The sequence below is a fragment of the Fibrobacter sp. UWH9 genome, from assembly GCF_900129715.1.
GTDB lineage: Bacteria > Fibrobacterota > Fibrobacteria > Fibrobacterales > Fibrobacteraceae > Fibrobacter.
Window position 1 is genome coordinate 143,609 of record NZ_FQWP01000001.1, and the last position, 23,498, is coordinate 167,106.

The following is a 23,498-nucleotide window of genomic DNA, read 5'->3' on the forward strand; positions in this document are numbered from 1 at the left end:
CTGTGTTGGAGGCTGTATGGTGTATTATCTAATTTCTATTCTAAAAAAGTGAATAAGAAAATACCTCCCGAAAAAAAATCGGGAGGTTTGCAATTTTTGATTTCTTGCGTTGCGCGAGACCTTAAATCTTCAAGCAGTTCTTTTTCCTGTGGTGATATTCCGCCGTGGCGGTGAAGATGACGTCACTGCTGGAGTTCAGTGCGGTTTCCATGGAGTCCTGTACCACGCCCAGGATAAAGCCCACAGCTACGGCCTGCATGGAAATGTCGCCGCTGATGCCCAGGATAGAGCAGGTCATGGGAATGAGGAATAGGGAGCCGCCAGCGATACCGGAAGTTCCGCAAGCGCCAATGGCACTCATAACGCAGAGAATGCAGGCGGTGGGAAGGTCCACATGGATGCCCAGAGTGTTTGCTACGGCCAGAGTCATGACGGCGATAGTCACGGCGGCACCGCACATGTTGATGGTGCAGCCCAGAGGAATGGAAACAGAGTAGAAGTCCTTTTCAAGACCCAGGCGTTCGCAAAGTGCCATGTTCACCGGAACGTTGGCTGCAGAACTACGGGTGAAGAAAGCGGTAATGCCGCTATCGCGAAGGCAGCGGAATACCAGGGGGTAGGGATTTTTACGGAGTGTGATGAAAATGATGATGGGATTCAGGACAAGGGCGACTACCAGCATGCAGCCCACCAGTAAGGCCAAGAGCTTTCCGTAGTCGGCGAAGATGCTCATTCCGTTTTCGGCAACGGAGGAGAATACCAAACCTAGAATGCCGAAAGGTGCCATCTGGATAATCCAGCGGATGACTTGGGATATGGCGGCGGAAGCGTCGGTGATGACGGTGACGGTATGGTCTACAGGAAGTTTCTTAAGAGCCAAGCCGAATACGATAGACCAGAAGAGGATTCCGATGTAATTTGCACCGGCCAGGGCTGCGATGGGATTCTGGACGCAGTTCTTTACCAGGTTCGTCAGAACTTCGCCAATGCCGCTAGGGGCGGCACCTTCTGCAGCAGAGACGGACAATTTCATGGTGACCGGGAATAGTTCGCTTCCCGCGACAGCCAAGGCGGCTGCGCCAATGGAACTGATGACGTAAAGAAGAATCACCTTGCGGAATCTGCTGCCGATTCCTTCTCCGGCTCCTGCAATGGAACTTGCCACCAGGGCGAACACCAGGATGGGGGCGGCACCTTTCAGGGCGCCTACAAATAGGGTGCCGAGAATGCCGATGGCGCTGAGCTGCGGAGCGAATAATCCGAGGACAGCGCCAAGAATTAGTCCGATGATAATACGAATGATGAGGCTAAGCTCAATCCATTTCCTTGCAATACGTTTCATAAGAGTTCCTTTTTTATCAAGTGGAAATATAGTTATGAATCACACCGAATGAGGTTCGAGGTATGAGATATGAGATATCTCCTTTATTCTTTAAGCTTTAAGCTTTACACTATTCACTATTCACTCTCCTCAATCCTCTAGGTAGCGAAGCTACCGACCTCGGGCCTCATAGGGAGGCGAATGCCGACCGACCTGTTCGCTAATTATTAACTTTGTCGCATGCTTTTTGAAGAGATTATCAACGAACATTATGATCCCCGTGAGTATCCCGCCTTGGCTTTCCTTGCGGACCAGTGGGTTTGTGAACGCCCCTTTGAAGGCCTCAAGGTTCTTGTGGCAACTCCCATTTACAGGAATACTCTCCTGGAATACCGAACCCTGATTGCTGGCGGGGCTCAGGTCTATGTGGGACATGCGGTATCAGGCGATACCCAGATGCCTTGTGATGAATCGGTTATCGAACTTCTGACCGAATCTGGGGTCCCTGTTGTTACGGATGATGATATTAAATGCGGTAAGGTGGCTGATGATTTTGACCTGATTCTTGATTGTGCGGGTCAGTTCGCTTCTTGCCATCCGAAGCTGGGCTTTGTGGAATTGACTCGCAGCGGTGTGCATTTCTTTGAAAAGTCTGAATTCCCCGTGTATGTGGCTGATAGTGGGATCGTGAAGCGCATTGAAACTATTCTGGGAACAGGCGATGGTTGCTTTAGAGGTTTGGAGCAACTTGGCTATAATGATTTCGAAAATAAGAAGCTGATTGTTTTTGGAAGCGGCAAGGTTGGTTGCGGCATCGCCCTGCAGGGAGTTCGTCGCGGAATGCAGGTGACAACTGTTACCGACACAAACCGCAGAAGTTCTTCGTCTGATTTTTGCCATGTGCTGGAACGCAACGATGTAACTATCGTGGATTGCTTTAACGATGGTGCTGTAAAGGCTGCTGTTGAAGAAGCTGACTTCCTGGTGACCGCTACTGGCGTAAAGGGCGCTCTGTCTATCTCGGCGACGACAGTCATCATGAACCGCCCGGAATTGGTGGTGGCAAACATGGGCGTCGAAGATGAGTTCGGTGAATTCGTTCCCGAAAGCCGTGTGCTGAACCACAAGGCTCCCTTGAACTTCATGTTAGATGAACCTACCCATCTCAAGTACATCGATACGAGTCTTGCTTTGCATGCCGCACTTGGAGAACGTCTTGTTCAGGAATACAGGACCTCGGGTAAGGCTCCCTTTGTGGGACCTGCGGATCCGCCGGACGATATTGAACAGCGTCTATTGATGACCACGATCCAGAATGGTGTCATCGGTTCTGAAGTCTGCGACATGATGAGATAGGCTGTTTATAAAAACATTTTTTCAAAAGGTTTGCAGTCCTTTTTTTGACTTTCATATATATTTGGTTCTATGATGAATAAATTTGCTTTCGTTTCTGTTGTTTCCCTGTCTATGGCCTTGACTGTTGGTGCCTTTGCCGAAGATATTATTGCCAAGACTTCCAATGGCTCTACCGTTATCCTGCACGACAATGGCCGTTGGGAATATTATCAGAACAATGCACAGATTCGTGATGTGCGCCCGACCGCCATTCCGGAGGATGTGAAGTATCAGATTTCTGTGGATTACGAAAGTGTAGACAAGTTAAAGAAAGATGTCCGCATGGCTATGGAAGCGGACTTTGCCACTGAAGAAGAAATCAAGGATAGTCTGCGTAAGGTTCCCAAGGGTGGTATCGTCTATTTCCAGGTTCCCAAGGAACAGATCAAGAAGGGTATGGTCCGCGACTTGACATTCTACATTTACGACAAGGGCAAGAATCCCATCTTTACACAGTCTGCCAGCGATGATGCCGCCACTCCCAGCGAAAGCAGCAAGATTATGAACTTGATGGTGGCTCCTCTTTATGCTCACCCCAAGGCAAACGTGTTGAAGGCCAAGGCTGTTTGCGGTCGCGAAACCATTGAATTCGAAATTCCTGTAAAGTAGACTCATGAAGTTTGCTGTTGTGGATTTGGAGACCACCGGCGGTACGCCGGAAAATGGTCGCATTACAGAAATCGGGATTGTTCTGCTGGATGATTTCGAGGTGGTGAAGACGTACCAGGTCTTGCTGGATCCGGGAATGCCCATACAGCCTTTTGTGCAGAACTTAACCGGAATTACCGACGAGATGGTTCAGGGGCAGCCGCAGTTTGCTTCTGTTGCCGAGGAAGTTGCCGAACTTTTGCAGGGCCGCATTTTCGTGGCGCACAATGTTCAGTTCGACTGCCGTTTTTTGCGGGCTGAATTGCGTCGTTGTTGCATCAAGATTGATCCGCCCAGGCTTTGCACTGTAAAGTTGACCCGTCGATATTTTCCGGGGCAGGGGAGTTACAGCCTGCACAACCTGATCATGAGTTTGAATCTTCCGGACTTTAATCACCACCGGGCGCTGGCAGATGCCATGGCTGCTGCGGAATTGCTGAAACTGTGCCTGCAGAAAGCTGGTCCTGAAAAAATCCGGAAGGAAGTGAAGAACATTACCAAGGCTGAAGCAGAAGTGATGTTCTAATTTTTTGATAACCGCGTCGCGCTTACTTTAGAATGCCGGCGCGGTATTTCATTTTAAGAATACGGGCGCAGGACTCTTCGATTCTCTGTTTGTACTTGGCGTTCTGATTGGACATGGCCGTAAGGATTTTTACCATTTCCACTGCTTTCTGGGGATAGGTAATCATGAACATGTCGTTGCCTGCAGTGAGGGCTGTCTGCACAAGTTTCTTGAAATCCTTAGAGGGGTAGTTTTTGCTGGTGACTCGTTCGGTCCCACTGATCCAGGCGCGGAGTGAAACGCCCCACAGGTCGTCGGTGAGGATGACTGTTTCTGGTGACATGCGACGGGCCAGCGAAATAATCTTGGGCTCGAAAACGGCAGGGCGGTTTGACACGCGGACAAAGCGGACGCTGCTCATCATGGTGATGGGAATGTCTGCGGCGAGGGCGTTGAAAAATGCGACGTTTTTCTTGATTGACTTTTTGGGAGTGGTGCTGATGGCGATCTGGTGGTCGCTATTTGTCCAGGAATCATAACCGGGAAAATGCTTGGAAACGCAGACGATGCCGCTCTGGGCCATGCCCTTTACGAAGGCGCGGACCTTGTAGGCATTGGTGGTGTCTTCGCCCCAGCTGCGGTCCGATTCTTCCATGAAGGAACGCTTGCCTCGGCTGTCTTTTGCCGGGTCCAGGACGGGAGCCAGATTCATGTTGATTCCCGCTTCCTTTAGCACGTTTCCGATTTGCTGAGCCAGTTGCTGGATAGAGTCCGCCTCCATTTTTCTCATGGCCTTAGCGCTGGGAGTTCTTGCCCACTGGGGCGAGATGCTGGAGATGCGGTTTACTCGTCCGCCTTCCTGGTCTACGGCGACGACGGGAGGAATTGCGAGGCTGTCGTTGATGGTGCTGATGACATCCTTGAATTTTTCCAGATTCTTAAGGTGACTGCGCATTACAAGGATACCGCCGAATTCATTTTCGATCATGAAGCTGGCGGGGGTCATATAGACCATGACCATCTGGGCGGCCTTTTGCTTGATGCTCATGGAATTCCATAGGGGCATCAAGGCGTCGGGAAGGTCGTAGGGGTTTGGGACCGCTGCGGTGTCCTGGATGGACTCTGTTGCGGTGGCTGCGGTTGCAGTGGGCTCTGCGGCAGATTCAGGGGCTGATTCTGCGGAGACGGCGCCTGCGGAGGTGGTGCCTGCTGTGGATTCTGCGTCGGTTCCGGTACTTGCGACGGACTCGTTGACGGTAACGGAATCTGCGGCGGCCTTGGCGGCCATGGCAGAAAGGTCCTGCAGGACTATATCCTGGGACGTGTCCGGGGAAACCTGCATGACGGCACTGTCTAGGGCAGACGGCACCGGCTGTGCGAAAACGGCACAGAATGCGCTTGATACAATAAAGACTGCTGTTCTAAATTTCAAAATCCATACACCTCTCGACTTGCTCGTTACCCTTTAAGGTAAGGAACTTGCCGATCCATTACGGAACATAATCTTCATCGGAGCTCTTGCTTGCGGAGGCCTTCTTGGCGCCCCAACGGCGAGGCTTGAATTCTCTGGGCGGGAAGTCAAACTTTAACTTGCCTTTCTTGTCGATGTAGAGGAAAGCGTCAAAGGTGCGGTGTGTCTTGTTGCTGCGGAAACCCTTGATCAGTTCGGTCTTCACTTCGGTTCCGGAGAGCATCTTCTGGATCTGTTCCAGGGGAATTTCCTTGCCGAGAAGAATCTTGGGCAGCTGCAGACCGCTAGGTTCCTTCTTTACATAGCTATCGCTGACGTAACCGGTCATGGTTTCGTACACAGCGGAGTTGTCCAGCGGAGAGTTGCCTACCTGCTGGCCCAATTCAATTTCGGATCCTTCCTTGTTATCATCGAAGACGAACTCGATTTTGTTCTGGTCGTTGATGATAACTACGGCAGAAAATTCTACGCCCTTCTTGCTGCGGAATCCGGTAAGGGGACCAATCTTGTGGTTGGTCAGGAGTTCCACGATTTCTTCGTTGGAAAGTCTCTTGCCGCCGATCATCTTGCGGATGACGATTCCATCTTCGGTGGTGTATCGGCTGACGGTCTCGAAAACCTTCTTGCCGTTCACCGGGCTGAAACTTGCTTCGCCTGTAGTGCTTTCTTCCTTGAAGCCCTTGATGTTCTTCACCATGGTGCGGGTCATTTCTACAATGCCGTTCATGAAGTTCTCGCGGGTTTCCTTGCCCTTCTCGATCTGCTCCATCTTATATTCCCACTCACCAGTTAGCTCTGGACTTGTGAGGGCCTCAATATCCATAGCCTTTAATACCTTGATCAGGTCGAAGGCCTTGGCCGTAGCGATCATGTCCTTGCCGTCGCGGACCACGTACTTGTCGGTGACTAGCTTTTCGATAATGGCTGCGCGGGTGGCAGGAGTGCCCAGGCCGCGTTCCTTCATGGCGTCGCGGAGTTCTTCGTCTTCCACCAGTTTACCGGCACTTTCCATCATGGAGAGGAGGGTACTTTCGGTGTAGTGGGCAGGAGGCTTGGTAAAGTCTTCCTTGGCTTCGATTTCAACGGTCTTGGCCTTGTCGCCCTTCAGCTGCGGGATGTTGGCTTCGTCGTCTGCATCCTTGCCGTACACGGCCTTGAAACCGGGTTCCACCAGGATCTTGCCTTCGGTAATGAAGGTCTCGTTTTCGACGGTGGTCACGCGGGTGGTGTTCAGGTACTTTGCAGGCGGGTAGAAGACAGCGATAAAACGCTGACAGATCATGTTGAACACTTTCTGTTCCGCTTCGCTCAGGTCTGTGGGCATGATGCCTGTGGGGATAATGGCAAAGTGGTCCGAGATCTTCTTGTTGTCGAAAACCTTGGGTGTCTTTACGACCCAGTTGTTGTTGAGGGCGGTCTGTGCGAAAGTGGACAGGGAGCCTGTAATCTTGCCGAGGGTAGCCTTGACGGGACCTACGTAGTCTTCGGGCAAGTGCTTGCTGTCGGTACGGGGGTAGGTGGTTGCCTTGTGGCGTTCATAGAGGGCCTGGGCGATTGAAAGGGTTGTCTTGGCGCTAAAGCCGAAACGGTTGTTGGCTTCGCGCTGGAGGGTAGTCAGGTCGTACAGGGGGCCGCACTTCTGGAAACTGGGTGCGGTGGTCTCTTCGATGGTACCAGTCTTGCCCTTGCACTTGGAAAGGATTTCCTGGACCTTGGCTTCGTCAAAAATCTGTTTCTGCTTGCTGTCGCCGTTGGGGGTAAACCACTTGCCCTGATAGTTGTTGCCGCTGTTGTCGAAGTTGGCCTCGATGGTCCAGAACTTCTTGGGGACGAACTGGTGGCGTTCTTCTTCGCGGTTCACGATGATGGCGAGGGTGGGGGTCTGCACACGGCCGCAGGGGGTAATCTGGAAACCGCCCATGGAACTGTTGTAGGCGGTAAGTCCGCGGCTGCCGTTCATACCGATGAGCCAGTCGGCTTCGCTACGGCAGATGGCGGCGGCCTTCAGGTTTTCCATGTCGGCGCCGTCGCGCATGTTGTCAAAGGCTTCCTGGATGGCGGCGGGGGTCATACTCTGCATCCACAGGCGCTTGATGGTCTTGCCTGTGAACTTGCCCTTCAGCACGTAGTCCAGGATGTAGAAGAATATCAATTCACCTTCGCGGCCAGCATCGCAAGCGTTTACGAGGGTGGTTACGTCCTTGCGCTTGATCAGCTTGCTCAGGATGGAAAGCTGGCTCTTGGTGGTGGGGTTGGCAGAAAGGGGGAACTTCTCCGGCAACATGGGGAGGGTGCTCATTTCCCACTTCTTGTATCGTTCGTCGATTTCCTTGGGGTCGGCGATTTCAACCAAATGGCCGATGGCGTGACTGACGATGGTGGTGTCACTTTCGTAGACGCCGTTTCCCTTGGTGAAGTTTTTCTGGCCTAGGACCTTGACCAAGTCCAGGGCGACGCTGGGCTTTTCTGCAATAATGAGAGTCTTCCCTTCGACGGGGACTGCAGATTTCTTTGCTTTTGTGGCGGGCTTAGCTGCCTTTGCAGTTTTTGTAGCCTTTGCCGCAGTAGTATCAGTTGCCTTTGCTGTTGCCATAGATTACTTCCATTTGAAGCGTCCGAAGAGGCCGAAGAGTACGGCCAGAACGGTGAAGGGGGCGTGGATGAACTCCACCGGGATACACCATTTGATCAAGTGTTCCTGCCTAAAGATTCTTAGCCCCCGGAGTATTAAAATCAGGTCACCGGCGCACTTGACGACGAATGTTATCGCTGTGGCCAGGAAAATTGTAAAGCTGAACGGTGAAAGGGCCGCCCCGATGCATTCCATCAGCAGGAACAGGAACACCATGCTCAGTACGAAAACGATTTTCGGTGTGTAATATATGGTCTTGGAGGCCCAGCGTTTGCGCTGTTCCCAAAGTTCCTTCAGGGTTTCCTTGCCGTTAGTCGTAACGAAGGTGGCTTCGTTGATACAGTAGCGCATGGCCCAGGGGCGGTCGGCTGCCAGTTTCTGCATCAGCAGGTCGTCGTCGCCGCTCTGGATCTTGATGACGTTTTCGAAGCCCTTGACGCTCTTGAAAAAACTCTTGCGGTAGGCCAGGTTGTTACCGGTACTGGTCAGGGGCAGGTGCATGGCCAAGCCAGCGGTTCCTGCCACTCTATATATAAGAGTCTCTACGGCCTGCATACAGATTAGAACGCTAGACTTACCCTTGACCGTGGGAATGTAGGAGTGACCTGCTACCAGTTCAATGCCGGGTTCGAATTCGGCGACGATGCCTGTGACCCAGGTGGGCTTTACGATGCAGTCGGCGTCGGTCAGGCAGAGGATTTCGCCGTTGCAGGCCTCGATCATCAGGCTCAGGGCGTGCTTCTTGGGGCTGACTCCCTCGGGAATGTCCTTGATGGTCAGGACATGGAACCTGTCGGGGTATTTGTCGACGTACTCGGCCAGGATTTTGGGAGTTCTGTCTGTGCTGCGGTCATCGGCGACCCAGACTTCCCAAAAACCGCGGTAATCCTGCTTCATGACCGATTCAAGAGTTTCGCGGATCCCTTCTTCTTCGTTTCGGGCCGCAATGAGGATGCTTACCTTTGGAGCGGGTTCCACATCGGAGTCGCCCTTACGCACAGAACCCAGCGCGCGGAAAAAGCGCACTTCGAGCCATGCGTAAAAAAGGCAGAACACTGCCAGGAGTGAAACCACTGTGTATGTAAGCACTGTAAAAAGCATTTCCGCGCAAAATGTAGTTCAAGAAAAAAGTTTTTTGATTCTTACAACGTCAAATGGTAGGCGAAAAAGCGTTTTTTGAGGGAATTTGGTTCGTTTAACCCCGAAATTAGAATCCTGTAGCCAGCCTTTCGGTAAGACGGGTAAAGCGGCGGGCGTTACGGATGGTACGTATGGCCTGGTGCAGGGAACCGGGTGCCGAGAGAATCCACACATGGCCCTTGGCACGGGTAATGGCCGTGTAGATCAGGTTCCGCTGGAGCATAACGTAATGGCTGGAATCCAGTACCACGATGACTGCCGGGTATTCGCTGCCCTGGCTCTTGTGGATGGTGCAGGCGTAGGCTAGGGTCAGTTCTTCCAACTCGTCGTCTTCGTAGTCTACGGTCTTGTCGTCGTAGAAAACGGTAATCTTCTTGTTGACCGCGTCCACGCGCCAGATTGTACCGACGTCGCCGTTAAAGACGTTCTTTTCGTAGTTGTTCTTCACCTGCATGACGCGATCGCCCTGGCTCCATTCGACGCCCATCATCTTGTGGCGGGGAACATTGGGGTTCAGCAAACCTTGCAGGAAGGGGTTCAACTCGAAAATACCAAGGGGACCCTTGCGCATAGGCACCAGGACCTGCATCTGCTCGGTGAGATTGATGTCCAGTTTGCTCTTGATGCCGGTGGAGATTAACTGCTCCAGATGGGCCTTGCATTCTTCGGGAGTCTCGAAGGGGACAAAGTGAAAGTTGGGGCCGTCAAGGGGAGTGGGGGTGATTCCCTGGTTAATCTTGCTTGCCTTTTCGGCGATGTCGTTGTCGCTGGCCTGACGGAAAATGTGCTGCAGACGGATATGGGGGAAGCCGGGGCTGCTGAGTAAATCGTTCAATACGTTGCCAGGTCCGACACTTGGCAACTGGTCGGCGTCGCCAACAATGACGATGCGGGCCTTCATGGGGATTGCGTCTAACAGAGAGGCGGCAAGCCAGGTATCCACCATACTGAATTCGTCAATGACCAGCAGGTTACAATCCAGCTGGTTCAAACCGTTTTTCGAGAATTTTTTGGAAACCGGATCCATTTCCAGAAGGCGGTGGATGGTGCTTGCCTTTTCGCCACAGCATTCGCCCATGCGCTTGGCGGCACGGCCCGTGGGGGCGGCAAGCAGGATGTTGTCGCCCAGCTTTCTGGCCAGATGGAGGATGCCCTTTAGAATGGTGGTCTTACCGGTGCCGGGTCCGCCCGTGATGATGAACATCCTGTGGCTCAGAGCCTGGATAATGGCGTCGCGCTGAATGGGGTCAAAAGAAAATTTCTGTGCCCTTTCCCAGTCCCGTAATTCCCTGTTGGCGAATTCTTCGCCGATGGCTTCGTAGGCGGTATTGCATAAACGGAATTTGATGTTGTCTGCAATTCGCTGCTCGGCGTTAAATAGGAGGGGGTGGAAACAGTCGTCGTTTATACGTCTGATTCTTTCGTTGCCGCAGAGGATGTCGAACTGGTCAATAAGACGGTTTACGGAATCCTCATCGTAAATGTCAATTCGCAGATTTTTGATGGCGCGGCTCAGCAACTGTTCCCTAGGGAGGAATACGTGGCCGTCTCCCATGGAGGCTTCCTGCAGGGTGTACAGCAAGGCTTCCTGCATACGGGTGGGACTGTCCTTGGGGAGCCCCAGCTTCATGGCGATTTCGTCGGCCTTTAAAAAGCCGATGCCGAAAACTTCCTCGCAGAGCATGTAGGGATTGTCGCGGATCTTGGGGACAGTCCCCTGGCCGAATCGGGTCCAGAGTTTTTTGGCGATGCTTCCTACGATGCCGTGGCTGTACAGGAACATCATGGTTTCGCGGCTGTGGCGAGCCTCTTGCCAGCGGGCCAGGAAAAGTTCCACCTTGGCCTTGGGCAGACCTTTAATTTTTACGCTGCGAAAACGGTCTGGATCGTTGTCTAAAACGTCGAAAGTTTCTTCGCCAAAAACATCATAGATGTTCTGCGCGGTCTTGGGACCGATACCCTGGCAAAGTCCGCTACCCAGGTAGGCCACCACGTCGCTGTCGTCGGCCATGGCGATGAGTTCAAAGGATGTACACTTGAACTGTGTGCCGAACTTGGGGTGACGTCCCCATTCTCCTTCGAACTTTATATTCTCGCCTACGTTCAGTTCCGGGAGGGTTCCCGTGACCACTACCACCTTCTTGGATTCCGCCTCATTAAGGCGCAAAACGGTAAAGCCATTCTGCGGACTGTGGAATGTGATGGATTTAATGGTCCCCTGGATTTGCATAGTTTAAAAGTTTAAAGTTTAAAGTTTAAAGGTTAAAGTTTCTCTTTCCGCTTAAACTTTTCCGCTTTAAGCTCGCTGCTCATAGCTCACGGCTCTTTACTTAGGTTTGCTTACTTTTGTTTTCTGCGCAACTGCGGATTGAAGTTATTCTTCTTGTCCAGTTCGTGGTCCCACTTGTCGGGGTCGAATTCGTTCCTCCTGGAAAGTTCCTTGCCGCGACGGACCAGCCAAACGCCCAGGGCGATGGCTACGAATACGGCCATGACTCTTGCGGTGTTATAGTCCAGACCGAAACCTACGGGAGCTCCCTTCAAGTTGGTGGGGCTGACCCAGAGGATATAATCTGCGGTAATGAAAGTCATGAACATGCAGGGCAGAAGTGCAATCCAGAAATTCTTTTTCTTGCAGCGAAGGTAGACCACGGTAACGCAGAGGCTGCAGACGGCCATGAGCTGGTTACTCCAACTGAAGTAGTTCCACAGGATGTTGAAACCTTCCTTGTCCAGATTGCTCCAGAAGATAATGGCAAGGCAGATGGCGAACATGGGAACGGTCAAGAACAGACGGTTTTTGGCGGAAGTCTGATCAATGTGCAAAAGTTCTGCAATGGTCAGACGGAGGCTGCGGAGGCTTGTGTCGCCACTGGTAATGGCAAGTATAATCACGCCAACCACGACCAGCACAGAAATGGGGGCGAAGGGCAGCACGGTAGAAACCAGGGTGCTCAAGACCTTGACGCCGCTGGCGCCAGTAATCAGTTCCGGATGGAGGTGATAGATGAACATACCGCCGGCAGCCCAGATCATACCGATGAGACCTTCCAGAATCATCATACCGTAGAATGTCTGACGGCCGGTCTTTTCGGTAAATTCGGTACGTGCCACCAGAGGGCTCTGGGTACTATGGAATCCGCTGATGATGCCGCAGGCGATGGTTACGAACAGCATGGGCAAGATGGGCTGGTGAGCCGGATGTTGCGTAAAGTTGCTGCCGAAGTCGTTGAAGTTGATTTCGTCAAGTACGTTCAGGTTGGGGGCGATGCCCACGAGAATGGCGAGAGAGGCTAAAATCAGCAAACCGCCGAACACCGGGTAGATACGTCCGATAATCTTGTCGATGGGGAAGAATGTGCTGAGGAAGTAGTAAACGAAAATGCAGGCCACCGCAATCCAGAACAGGGTGGGGGATACGGCGTTACCGACGAGGATGGGGGTGTTGATCAGCTGGGCGGGGGTGTTGGTGAATACGGCGCCCACCAAAATCAGGGCTACGGAAATCAAGGTCATTACCACCTTGGAAGGACCCTTGCCCATGAACTTGCGGGAAAGGGCCGGCACGTTGTAACCGTTGTTGCGCATGCTGACCATACCGCTAAAGTAATCGTGTACGGCTCCGCCCAGCACGTTTCCCAGAGGCAGCAAGATGAAGACGATGGCGCCGAACTTGATGCCCAGAATCACGCCAATCACAGGACCGATACCGGCAATGTTCAAAAGCTGGATCAGCATATTCTTCCAGTGGGGGAGAACCAGACGGTCCACACCATCGGGATTTTCGGTGGCGGGAGTCTTGCGGTCGTCGGGGCCGAACACGTGTTCTACGAACTTGCCGTAAGTGAAGTAGCCGCCAATAAGGATAGCAACGCCAATTAGGAAAGTAATCATCTTGTGCCTTTTTGTTTTATTTGATTAATCGTCGTAAGACGGGGAGTCGAAATCGTCGTTGGAATTATCTGCGACAGGTTCTTCGTTGGAGATCTGTTCTGCAGAGTCATTCATTTCATTGTAGGAATCCTGAGCTTCTTCCTGGACTGATTCAACCTTGGATTCTTCCTTTTCGTTCACGGCGCCGCGAACGTAACCCTTTTCCTTTGCGATTTCGTCGGGGGTCTTGTCGTGACCCAACTGCTGACGGAAGTAAAGTACGTTGGTGGTGTAGCTGGACTTGCCGGCGTAATCGAATCCGAGAACCGGGTGGAAGGAACTACCGAACTGGAAGGCCACGGCCAGGCCGAACTTGAAACCGTTATTGCCGTCTACAGAAATGTTGGGGTTAATAACGTTGGTTTCGATTTCAGCGCCGGTGAAGGGATCTGTTCCGGCAACCTGGTACATGTGGCCAGAAGACTTCATGGTGGCGCTCTGGTAACCCAAGGTCATCATCACTTCGATAAAGTTGATGGGCTTATTGCCAATGACAACGTCAAACGTGGTGGCGGAAACATCCAGATCGAGAGAGCCCTTGTATTCGTCGGGGCGGTAGCCGATGCCGCTGGTGCTGTAGCCGAAGACAAAGCTTACGTCAAGGCCCTGGGCTGCGGGAGGCAACATATACTGGAACAGGTGACCGAAACTATACTGCAGACCGAAACCGAAAAGATTGAACTTGGTCAGGTTGCTGATGCTGGGCAGGAACATACCGCGCAGGACAACGCGTGCGTGGTAGAAACTGCCTGCAACTTGCAGATAGGGGTAAGTGAAAACTCCCAGACCGTTCAAGGTCTCGTTACCGTAAACTAGGCCGGTGTTTTCCTGGGGATTGCCGTGTTCGCCGAAAATGGTGGGGACATCGAAGGCCATGGGAGTTCCGTAGATGTCAAAGGTTTCGGAGAATTTTCTGTCATCATCTCCGATAGGGACGATGGAGAAGGGCATGCCCACTTCAAATGTCAGACTCTGGGGAACGTTTGCGCTTACATACCAGTTGCTGTTCAGCACATTGCCCAGATTGTCGATAATGGGCTTTACATAGCCGGGGCGGTTGTTGTAATACTCGTTGAGTACGCCCTTGTCTTCGAAGGCGGCCATGGATTCGTAGGTGGATGCCCAGCCCTTGGCGTCCATGGCAAATGTGTTGGCGGTTGCTGCGAGGCAGCTGAAAGCGAAAGCGATTCTAGAGATTGTTTTCATGGTCGCCAAAGATAGAAATTGACGACCTTTTTTGCGCGGCCTCTAAATGTAAAAGTCCGAGGTTGATGTATTGTCTAGAAGGTATACTGCAGACTGACAGAGGCCAGCACGAAGGTCTGCCACAGGTACGGATCCAGATCGCAATTGTCGGTTCTTCCGCTGTATGCGTTCTTGAACCAGTTTTCGTAAACCTTGATTGCCGGAACCATGGAAAGCTGGTCTGTAAAGTAGTAATGGAGGTTGGCGATAAAGCCTACTGCAGAACCCATCAGTTCAGAACTCTGGATGCCTCCATCCTGGAAGTAGACAGAATTTTTAGTGTTGATGCTTGTGTAGGAGTAACCGCCGCCGAGGCCGATCTGGAAATAGTCGGGCCAGAATAAGTTGTATGTAAATTCAAAGCCGAGACGCCAAATGCGGGAATCTGCCGTGTAGGATTCATCGGAAAAACCGGCTAAGGTCTGGTTGGATGTCCAATACTGGAAATTCAGGGCTAGGGTGAACTGGGCGATGTTGGCACCGATGGTAAGGTCGGGTGTTGCCAGAAAATCCAGGGCGGGCTGGTGAATGAGACCTTTTTTGCCTGCGGTATCTGTGATTGCAGTCGACCTTTCGTTAAAGTCGCCCTTAGATGCAATAATGCCGAAACCTACTTCTGCAAAGTAGGACTTGGGCCAGTATCCCTCGTCGGCAGCTGCCTGAGAAAACAGCATACCGACCACGGCAATCAGAACAAAAAGAAACTTCTTCATCAATTTCCTCAAAAAGCGATGGGCTGTGAGAGGTGAGCAATGAGTTAAAGTTTGGCACCTCGCATAACTCTACCCCAGTAAACAGTCTACAGTCTACTGTCTACTGTCTACTTCCAACTTCCAACTATTTCGCTGCGTAGTAGAACATGGCGTCGATGCACTTCTTTGCGGCGACGCGGGTGGCTTCGTCCAGTTCCACATGCTGGGCTGCTTCCGGATGGCGCAGAGTTTCCAGGATGTTTTCCAGGGAGTTGCTCTTCATGTACTTGCACATGCTGCAGCTGCCAATAAAGCGCTTGTTGGGGAATTCGTACTGCATACGGGCATTGAGACCGCATTCGGTAAGGAGCAGGAACGGGGTGCCTTCGGGCTGGTCCTTGATGTAGGTGACCATCTGGCCGGTGCTGCCCACGTAATCGCTGAGGAGGGCGACGCCCGGATGGCATTCGGGGTGGCTTACCACCTTCAGGCCCGGATTCTGGCTGCGGAAGAAGTTGATCAGTTCGGAATCGTAGGTTTCGTGCACGTAGCAGCAACCGCTATGGAGAACGATTTCCTTCTTGATGTTGCGCTTCTTCATTTCTTCGATCAGGTTCTGGCCCATGAGTCCATCGGGTACGAACACAATCTTGTCGTTTTCGAGACTGCTCACGATCTTCATCACGTTGGAGCTGGTAACGCAAACGTCGCAGTTTGCCTTTACGTCGGCGGTGGTGTTGATGTAGCAGACGAAGGTGTGGTCCGGATACTTTTCGCGGAGGGCGCGGACTTCGGCTCCGGTAATGGAGTCGGCCAGGCTACAGCCGGTAAGGGGTCCGGGAATCAAGACGTCCTTGGTGGGGTTCAGAATCTTTGCGGTTTCACCCATGAAACGGACTGCGGAGAAGACGATGGTCTTTGCTTCCACCTTGGTGGCGTCCTGGCTCAGCTTGAAACTGTCGCCGTCGTAGTCGGCAACACCCAGGATGATTTCCGGGGCAACGTAACTGTGGGCGAGAATGACGGCGTCACGTTCCTTCTTCAGTTCGTTGATTTCGTTGATGATGGGAAGCATCTGTTCCACTTTTTCCATGGAATAGGTGCAAAGGACAGCGCCAGGCTGGATACTCTTAAGACGGTTGTAAAGTTCTTCTGCGGTCATGGCCTAAATATAAAAAAATTAGACGGACCCCATCAGCGTCCCCACCCCAGAACCGCGAGACATTGGATACCAGATATAGGATATGAGATATCAGATACGAGATACGAATTATCATAATCGCGCCGATGGCGCCTTGCGTCGCCCTGTGGGCGCTCAGGGTCTCATGCATTCATGGGATTCTGAAACGAGTTCAGAATGACAGTCCGCTCAGCATACTTCTTTTGTGTCTCATAATTCCTCTTCACTCTAGTCTTTCTCCTCCCTTGGCATGGGTTTTGCGTATAGGGGACGTCTAATTGGAAAAGAAATGAAAAGATTTCAAATAGTGTAAAGAATAGGGTGTAAATTATGTTTTTTGACCGTACTGAATTTACGAAAACTGTAAAAGACGAAGAGCATGCCGCATACTTGATGAAAAACGGCGTGAAATTCGATTATGGTTCCTTAGTTGACGAACGTGACGGTGAAATCTACAGTACGGTAAAAATCGGAAACCAAATCTGGATGGCGGAAAACCTTCGTTATGTGAGTAAGGGCGGTGCCGCCGACGACGATGTGGGAAGTTACGCCTACGGCGAGGTGGAAAAAAATGTGGGCAAGTTCGGTAGACTTTATACCTGGGCCGCCGCCATGAATTTAAGCCCCCGCTATAACGAAGACGAATTGGGCGCTGAAGGGGAATCGCTGATTACGTCGGGCAGGTTCCGCGGAATCGCACCCGAAGGTTGGCACATCCCTTCTGAAGAGGAATGGCATGAACTGTGCGAATTTTGCAGAAGCTTGCAGGACGGTCTGCCGGGAACCATGCTAAAGTCTTCCGAGTACTGGGAAGAATGCTACGGCTCCGTGGTGGGCAAGGATAGCGTTGGTTTTGCTTCCATACCTTCTGGCGGCCGCTATAGCATGGGTTACTTTTATGACTTGAACAAGTCTGCCTATTACTGGACTTCCACCAGCATGGGAAATGAATATGCTAGATATCGCAGCATTTCATTTCGTGGCGGAAAGATCGGTGCCGATTATACCTACAAGACCGACGCCTTTGCTATCCGCTGCGTGAAAGACTGCTAGGCGCCGGCGCGATGTTTTAGACTTCCCCGATGCGGACCATGTTCAGGAGGGGCATGCCTGCCTCACGGCATTCCTTTAGATCAATCTTGAAGTCAATACTCCAGTCATTGAAATCTTCTTCGTCCTGAAGCATCTGCTGGACGTGCATGATTTCGCCTTCGTAGGTAATGATGGTGTGATGTACGGAACGTCCTTCCACATCCAGGCGGAACTTGTGGTGTTCTGCAATGTAGGCTGCCATGATTTCCATCAGACGGTTTTCGGTCCAGGGTTTGCCTTCGCCATCCACTAGCATTTGGCCTTCTGCAAGGTCGTCTGCCAACATATCCAATACGTCGCCAAAAGCCTGCTTCTGCAATGCACTCATGAGCTGGAAAATGCGCTGGCGGACCATGTTGATAAAGCGCTTCTTGTCGTAGGTAATGTCTGCGGCCACCTTGTCGGCACCGAAGGCGGTTTCCATTTCGGTGGCGCCTGCATCGTCCATACGTTTCTGGTAGTCTTCGGGGTGGGCCATCTTTTCCCATTCTTCCAACAGGCTGCTGTCCGTTCTGCGGATCATATCGCCCAGGAATTCTTCCATGTCGTGGAGTTCCTCGTTCTTGTAGCTGTCGGGAACGGTCTGGGCCAACACCTTGTAAACCCCGTTCAGGTGTCGGAGCAAGATGGCTTCCATGCGCTGCAAACCATACTGCTTGATGTAACCGCTGAAGGTGCTGAAGTTTTCGAACATCTCGCGGACAATAGACTTGGGTTCCACATTTACGTCTACCCAGGGGTGGGTTTCGGCAAAGTTATTGTAGGTGTCGTAAATGAAATCCCGCAACGGCTTGGGGTATTCCACCTTTTCCAATTCTTCCATGCGCTGGTTGAATTCCATGCCCTGGGCCTTCAGTTCTTCCATGCGGGCGTTCTTGGCCTTGTTCATCTGGATGCGGAGAATGGCTTCGGGATTTTCAACGATGCTTTCGCATAACGTAATGACGTCCAGTGCGTATTCGGGGCTTTCACGATCCAGCTTGGGCAAGGTATCCAGCAAGTACAGGGAAAGGGGCTGGTTCATGGAAAAGTCATCTTGCAGATCCATGTTCACGCGAAGTTTGCTGTAGCCCGGTGCCACTTGCGGGGCAAATTCGATAATGTGGCCTTCTACCAGACCACGGAAAAGCTGGAAGGCGCGCTTGCTCAACTGCTTTTTGCTGGCGGCCGTTTCGTGACAGTCCTTGATCAGGTTGCGCATGGCCTTGCAACCGTCGGTGGGACGGCTGAGAATGTTCAAGAGCATGCCATGGCTGACGTGGAAACTGGAGGTCAGCGGTTCCGGCTGGGCCTGGATCAGACGCTCGTAAGTACCCTTGTCGAAGGGAACGTAGCCGTGTTCGGGCGGTTTCTTCTTCTGGAATTTCTTGCCGGTCTGTTTTGTCTTGGCTTCCAGTTTCAGATTTTCGATGACGTGTTCCGGGGCCTGGGCCACAACGTAACCGATGTCGTCAAAACCCTTGCGGCCTGCGCGGCCTGCAATCTGGTGGAAGTCTCTAGCGGTTAGAATAGCGGTCTTGTCGCCGCTATATTTGCAAAGCTGGGTGAACAGCACGGAACGAATGGGAACGTTCACGCCTACGCCAAGAGTGTCTGTTCCGCAGATGACCTTCAGCAGACCTTTCTGGGCCAGTTTTTCACACAGGATGCGGTACTTGGGAAGTAGACCCGCATGGTGGATGCCAATGCCCTGCTTCAGCCAACGTTTTACTTCGGGGCCGTAAGGACTGCTGAAACGCATTTCCTTGATGGCCTCGTTAATGGCCACCTTTTCTTCCTTGGTGCAAAGGTCCAGACTCATGAAGTTCTGGGCGTTGGTAGCGGCTGCGGCCTGGGTAAAGTGAACCACGTAAACAGGGCCCTTCCCCTCGTTGATCAGTCGCTGAACTGTGTTGGAAATTTCGGTTTCGGAGTAGGTAAAATCCAGGGGTACGGGGCGCTGGGTGGAGCGAACGGTGACGGATTCCTTGCCCGTATGCCTGGTCATTTCCTTTTCGAAAAATTCCGTGGCGCCTACGGTGGCGCTCATGAGCAAAAAGCGGGTGTTGGGCATGGTCAGGAGGGGGACCTGCCAGGCGACACCGCGTTCCTTGTCGGAATAGTAATGGAATTCGTCCATGACCACGTCAGAAATGGTGGACTGTTCCCCTTCGCAGAGGGCCATGTTGGCAAGGATTTCTGCGGTACAGCAAATGATGGGGGCGTCGCGGTTGACGGTAGCGTCTCCTGTAGAAAGTCCTACATTTTCGGGACCGAACTCCTTGCACAAGGCCATCCACTTTTCGTTGACCAGGGCCTTGATGGGGCAGGTGTAAACGCTACGGCGACCGTGGGCCAGACTGTCAAAATGGAGCGCCAGGGCTACCATGGATTTTCCTGAACCCGTAGGCGTATTTAGAATAACGTTTTTCCCGTCTAAAAGTTCAAGGATTGCCTCTTCCTGGGCGGGGTACAGCGTAGTACCCTTGGCATCAGCCCAGGCCAGAAAGTTTTCCAGCAGGGCTTCAGATGATACATCGGAATCGGCTTTAGTCAAGTAGTCTTTTAAAGAAACGGGGGCTTTTTCAGTCATAAAAGTAAAGATAGTTTTTTTGAGGGAACGTCTGATTTTTTAAATTTGAGTTCATTGGTGTGAATTTAAACTCGTTCTAGATAAGGGTCTTTATGGCATCGAAAAAGAAAGAAGAAACCGACTTGACTGAATTGCTTAAGGATGTTGCCAAAAATTGGTATATCATGCTGCCTTGCTTAGTGGTTGCTGGCATTGTAGGTGTCTTTGTCTCCTTGTGGATTAGGCCTGTTTACCAGGTAGATGCTCTTCTTCAGATTGAATCGAAAAACAGCAAGAACTCTATGGGTATGATGGGTGGACTTGGAGCCCTTTTCTCCAACGCTTCTCCTGCCGAAACAGAAATTGAGTTGATTCGTAGCCGTCAGGTGATGGGTGCCGCTGTCGAAAAGATGCGCCTGCAGTACGAGGCTGAACCCTTGAATTTCCTGGACCGTCTTCTCCATAGGGAAGGCAGACTTGACCTTGCGCAGATTGAAGTCCCCTGGGATAGCGTCCCCAAGACTGACAAGATTAAGGAATGGGAAGTGGAAATCAAGGACAGTACTGGTCGTTTTGACCTGTATGACCACCTTGATAAAGTTGTTCTGTCGGGTGAACCTGGCCATACCTACAAGTTTCCCTATGCCGGTGATTCTGCCGCATTTGGCATTATCAGCTGCGATGTTCGCCCGGGTCAGCGTTTTGTCGTCCGTAAGCGTAAGCGTCTCGATGCCATCAGTTCGTTCCGTAGCGCCTTTGACGTAAAGGAAAAGGGTAAAAAGACTGGAATCCTGGAATTTACCTATCAGGATATCTATCCGGATCGTGGCATGGCCGTATTGAATGAGGTAGCCTCTTCTTATTTACGTCAGAATGTGGAAGAACGTAATGCTGAAGCCCAGAAGACGTTGGAATTCCTGGAAAAGCAGCTGCCTGATGTGAAGGCCCAGATGGATTCCTCTCTCATGAACTTGAACGCCTATCGTAACCGCGTGGGTTCTGTAGACGTGAATGCAGAAACTCAGTTGGTGCTTCAGCGCCGCATGAAGTTGCAACAGGACATTCTTGCCTTGCAACAGCGTAAGCAGGAAGCGATTCGACTTTTCCATTCTGAACATCCTACTGTAAAGACTCTGGAAGATCAGGAAGATGCCTTGAAGCGTGAACTGGCAGGAACCGCCAGCCAGGTAAAGAAACTTCCCACCACTCAGCAGGAAGTGCTAAAACTGACTAACGAAGTGGAACAGAGCAAGATTCTCTACACCACCATGCTGAACAATATCCAGCAGCTGCGTCTTGTTTCTGCCGGTGAAGTGGGCTCCGTGCGTATTGTGGACTTTGCTGAAAAGGCTCTCAGACCCACTAAGCCCAAGCCCAAGCTGATTGTTGCTGTCGCCCTGTTCCTTGGCTTCCTGTTTGGTACTTTGATTATTTCTCTGAAGACCAAGTTCAGCAGCGGTGTAAAGAGCGCTAGCTTTATCGAAAAGGAAACTGGTTTTACGGTTTATGCAAAGGTGCCCAAGGGCAATCCCCAGGGAACCAAGGGCACAAGACCGCTGGCCGTGGTGGAACCCGACGACGTGGCCGTGGAATCCCTCCGTGCTCTCCGTTCTTCCCTGGAATTCTCTATGATGGACGATAATGGTTCTGTCATTGGTGTTAGCGGCCTGATTCCCGGCGTAGGCAAGAGCTTTATTTCTGTGAACTTGGCAGCCTTGTTTGCAGGTCTGGGCAAGAAGGTCTTGCTCATTGATGCGGATCTCCGTAAGGGTCGCCTCCATAAGGAATTCGGAATCAAGCGCGGCAACGGTCTTTCCCAGGTGCTACTCCGTGAAGTCCAGGTGGAAGAAGTTATTCACCCCACCGAAGTGGAAAACATGTTTGTGATCCCCTGCGGCAATGTCCCTGCCAACCCAGCTGAACTTCTTGGCTCCAGGCATTATTCCGATTTGATTGAAAGATTTAAGTCTGAGTATGATCTGGTGATTGTGGATACTCCGCCGATCATGCTGGTGACGGATGCTGCCCTGGCTTGCCGCCTGGCTGCCCAGATCGTTATGGTCATCGAATACAATAGGCATTCTATTGAAGCCATTCAGGAAGGTATGGGCCAGATCCTCAAGGGCAACAGTACTGCACATGCTTCTATTGTCATCAACAAGTATGAACATAGCCGCACCGAAGGTTACGGCTACAAGTACGGGAAATACTAATGAAAGGTATTGTGCTCGCCGGTGGTTCCGGTACTAGACTTTATCCCCTGACCATGGTGACTTCGAAACAGCTGTTGCCTGTTTACGACAAGCCCATGATCTATTACCCGCTGTCTACCTTGATGTTGGCGGGAATCCGTGATATTTTGATTATTTCCACTCCGACGGACCTTCCCAATTTTGAACGTCTGTTGGGTGATGGTTCCTCGATGGGTCTCAACCTTAGCTATAAGGTTCAGCCCAGCCCTGATGGCCTAGCCCAGGCTTTTATTCTGGGTGAGGAATTTATTGGAAATGATTGCTGCGCCATGGTTCTCGGCGACAATATTTTCTACGGCAACGGCTTTAGTCCCCTTCTGAAGGCTGCCGTCAAGAACGCCGAACAGAACGGTCGCGCCAGTGTGTTCGGTTACTATGTGGATGATCCCGAACGTTTCGGTGTTGTGGAATTTGACGAAGCCGGAAAGGTGATTTCTGTAGAAGAAAAGCCCAAGGAACCCAAGAGCAATTATGCCATTACCGGCTTGTATTTCTATGACAACCGCGTGGTCGAATATGCCAAGTCCCAGAAACCCAGCGCTCGCGGAGAACTGGAAATTACGGACCTGAACAAGACCTACCTGGATCAGGGTGACTTGGATGTGAAGTTGCTGGGTCGCGGTTTTGCCTGGCTGGATACCGGTACCATGGACAGCCTGATCGAGGCTGGAGACTTTGTTCGTATGGTGGAAAATCGCCAGGGCATCCAGATCAGCGCCATAGAAGAAATTGCCTACATCAATGGCTGGATCAGCAAGGACAAGTTGCTGGAATCTGCTGCCAAATATGGTAAGAGCCCCTATGGCCAGCACCTGCGTAAAGTCGCCGAAGGAAAGATTAGATATTAGGTAATCATATGGGAAAGTTCAATTTTATAAAGACCAGTATTGAAGGCGTAACTATCGTTGAACCCACCGTCTATGGTGATCATCGCGGTTACTTCATGGAGACCTATAACAAGGCCGAATTTGATGAAGCCGGTCTTGATATGGTTTTTGTTCAGGATAATGAATCCCGCTCCAAGAAGGGTGTCCTTCGCGGCCTTCATTTCCAGAAAAAGAATCCCCAGGGCAAGCTTGTCCGCGTGTTGGAAGGTGAAGTTTATGACGTGGCTGTGGACCTGCGCAAGGGCAGCCCCACTTTCGGCAAGTACGAAGGTGTGGTGCTTTCTGCCGAAAACAAGCGCCAGTTCTACATTCCCGAAGGCTTTGCTCACGGTTTTGTGGTTTTGAGTGAAACTGCAACCTTTGTGTACAAATGTACACGCCTTTATGATCCCAAGGATGAAGGCGGTCTGTTCTGGAATGACCCGGCCATCGGAATCGAGTGGCCTGTGGGAAATGGTTTTGAACCGCTTCTCAGCGAAAAGGACACCAAGAACCCTCTGTTGAAGGATCTTGGCTTCGCTTTTGAATTGTAATCGGCCTAATTTTTTTTATTA

17 protein-coding genes are annotated in these 23,498 nt (G+C 51.6%); 7 read left to right on the forward strand and 10 right to left on the reverse strand.

Going from position 1 to position 23,498, the window contains the following annotated elements:
- Positions 1-121 precede the first annotated feature (121 nt).
- Entirely contained in the window at positions 122-1,342 is a 1,221-nt protein-coding gene (gene sstT / locus BUB94_RS00605) for a serine/threonine transporter SstT (protein WP_073233400.1), read from the reverse strand.
- Between the two features lie 219 nt (positions 1,343-1,561).
- Here sstT and BUB94_RS00610 point away from each other — a divergent pair, with 219 nt between their 5' ends.
- The 3 genes from BUB94_RS00610 (at position 1,562) to BUB94_RS00620 (ending at position 3,890) form a co-directional block, all read left to right on the forward strand.
- The gene (locus BUB94_RS00610) at positions 1,562-2,677 is read left to right on the forward strand and encodes an NAD(P)-dependent oxidoreductase (RefSeq protein ID WP_073233402.1); all 1,116 of its coding nucleotides are present in this window, start codon (positions 1,562-1,564) and stop codon (positions 2,675-2,677) included.
- 69 nt (positions 2,678-2,746) lie between these two features.
- Positions 2,747-3,325: a hypothetical protein gene (locus tag BUB94_RS00615; protein ID WP_073233404.1), complete on the forward strand. Its 579-nt coding sequence runs from the start codon at positions 2,747-2,749 to the stop codon at positions 3,323-3,325.
- A 4-nt stretch (positions 3,326-3,329) separates the two neighbouring features.
- Positions 3,330-3,890 carry a 3'-5' exonuclease gene (locus tag BUB94_RS00620; RefSeq protein ID WP_073233406.1) on the forward strand — a complete coding sequence of 187 codons (561 nt, stop codon included), beginning with the start codon at positions 3,330-3,332 and terminating at the stop codon, positions 3,888-3,890.
- 22 nt (positions 3,891-3,912) lie between these two features.
- Here the strand turns inward: BUB94_RS00620 and BUB94_RS00625 are convergent, their stop codons facing one another.
- The 8 genes from BUB94_RS00625 to nadA all read right to left on the reverse strand — a co-directional run bounded on the left by BUB94_RS00625 (position 3,913) and on the right by nadA (position 16,144).
- The gene (locus BUB94_RS00625; protein WP_175549665.1) at positions 3,913-5,301 is read right to left on the reverse strand and encodes a glycoside hydrolase family 3 N-terminal domain-containing protein; all 1,389 of its coding nucleotides are present in this window, start codon (positions 5,299-5,301) and stop codon (positions 3,913-3,915) included.
- A 58-nt stretch (positions 5,302-5,359) separates the two neighbouring features.
- A complete protein-coding gene (locus BUB94_RS00630; protein WP_073155380.1) occupies positions 5,360-7,933 on the reverse strand; it encodes a DNA topoisomerase III in 2,574 nt (857 codons plus the stop codon).
- 3 nt (positions 7,934-7,936) lie between these two features.
- Complete coding sequence (locus tag BUB94_RS00635) at positions 7,937-9,073, reverse strand: glycosyltransferase (protein ID WP_073155383.1); 1,137 nt, start codon at positions 9,071-9,073, stop codon at positions 7,937-7,939.
- Between the two features lie 106 nt (positions 9,074-9,179).
- Positions 9,180-11,342: an SF1B family DNA helicase RecD2 gene (locus tag BUB94_RS00640; RefSeq protein WP_073233410.1), complete on the reverse strand. Its 2,163-nt coding sequence runs from the start codon at positions 11,340-11,342 to the stop codon at positions 9,180-9,182.
- Positions 11,343-11,452: 110 nt separating this feature from the next.
- The gene (locus BUB94_RS00645) at positions 11,453-13,006 is read right to left on the reverse strand and encodes a carbon starvation CstA family protein (RefSeq protein WP_073233412.1); all 1,554 of its coding nucleotides are present in this window, start codon (positions 13,004-13,006) and stop codon (positions 11,453-11,455) included.
- Positions 13,007-13,030: 24 nt separating this feature from the next.
- Positions 13,031-14,251 (reverse strand): DUF6588 family protein, encoded by a 1,221-nt coding sequence (locus tag BUB94_RS00650; RefSeq protein WP_073233414.1) that lies wholly within the window; start codon positions 14,249-14,251, stop codon positions 13,031-13,033.
- A 74-nt stretch (positions 14,252-14,325) separates the two neighbouring features.
- Positions 14,326-15,003, reverse strand: a complete 678-nt coding sequence (locus tag BUB94_RS00655) for a hypothetical protein (protein ID WP_073233416.1) — start codon at positions 15,001-15,003, stop codon at positions 14,326-14,328.
- 124 nt (positions 15,004-15,127) lie between these two features.
- On the reverse strand, positions 15,128-16,144 hold the full coding sequence (nadA, locus tag BUB94_RS00660; RefSeq protein ID WP_073233418.1) for a quinolinate synthase NadA: 1,017 nt from the start codon (positions 16,142-16,144) through the stop codon (positions 15,128-15,130).
- 348 nt (positions 16,145-16,492) lie between these two features.
- On the opposite strand from nadA, the gene BUB94_RS00665 reads away from it, so the two are divergent.
- On the forward strand, positions 16,493-17,215 hold the full coding sequence (locus tag BUB94_RS00665; protein WP_073233420.1) for an FISUMP domain-containing protein: 723 nt from the start codon (positions 16,493-16,495) through the stop codon (positions 17,213-17,215).
- A gap of 16 nt (positions 17,216-17,231) precedes the next feature.
- Here BUB94_RS00665 and BUB94_RS00670 read toward each other — a convergent pair whose 3' ends face one another.
- Positions 17,232-19,826 (reverse strand): DEAD/DEAH box helicase, encoded by a 2,595-nt coding sequence (locus BUB94_RS00670; RefSeq protein WP_073233422.1) that lies wholly within the window; start codon positions 19,824-19,826, stop codon positions 17,232-17,234.
- A 92-nt stretch (positions 19,827-19,918) separates the two neighbouring features.
- Between BUB94_RS00670 and BUB94_RS00675 the strand changes: the two genes are divergently transcribed.
- The 3 genes from BUB94_RS00675 to rfbC are packed head-to-tail and all read left to right on the forward strand — an operon-like array spanning position 19,919 to position 23,477.
- Positions 19,919-22,018: a polysaccharide biosynthesis tyrosine autokinase gene (locus tag BUB94_RS00675; protein WP_073233424.1), complete on the forward strand. Its 2,100-nt coding sequence runs from the start codon at positions 19,919-19,921 to the stop codon at positions 22,016-22,018.
- The gene (gene rfbA / locus BUB94_RS00680; protein ID WP_073155406.1) at positions 22,018-22,905 is read left to right on the forward strand and encodes a glucose-1-phosphate thymidylyltransferase RfbA; all 888 of its coding nucleotides are present in this window, start codon (positions 22,018-22,020) and stop codon (positions 22,903-22,905) included. Before BUB94_RS00675 ends, rfbA begins: the two co-directional genes overlap by 1 nt.
- 8 nt (positions 22,906-22,913) lie before the next feature.
- Positions 22,914-23,477 carry a dTDP-4-dehydrorhamnose 3,5-epimerase gene (rfbC, locus tag BUB94_RS00685; RefSeq protein ID WP_073155408.1) on the forward strand — a complete coding sequence of 188 codons (564 nt, stop codon included), beginning with the start codon at positions 22,914-22,916 and terminating at the stop codon, positions 23,475-23,477.
- Positions 23,478-23,498 lie beyond the last annotated feature (21 nt).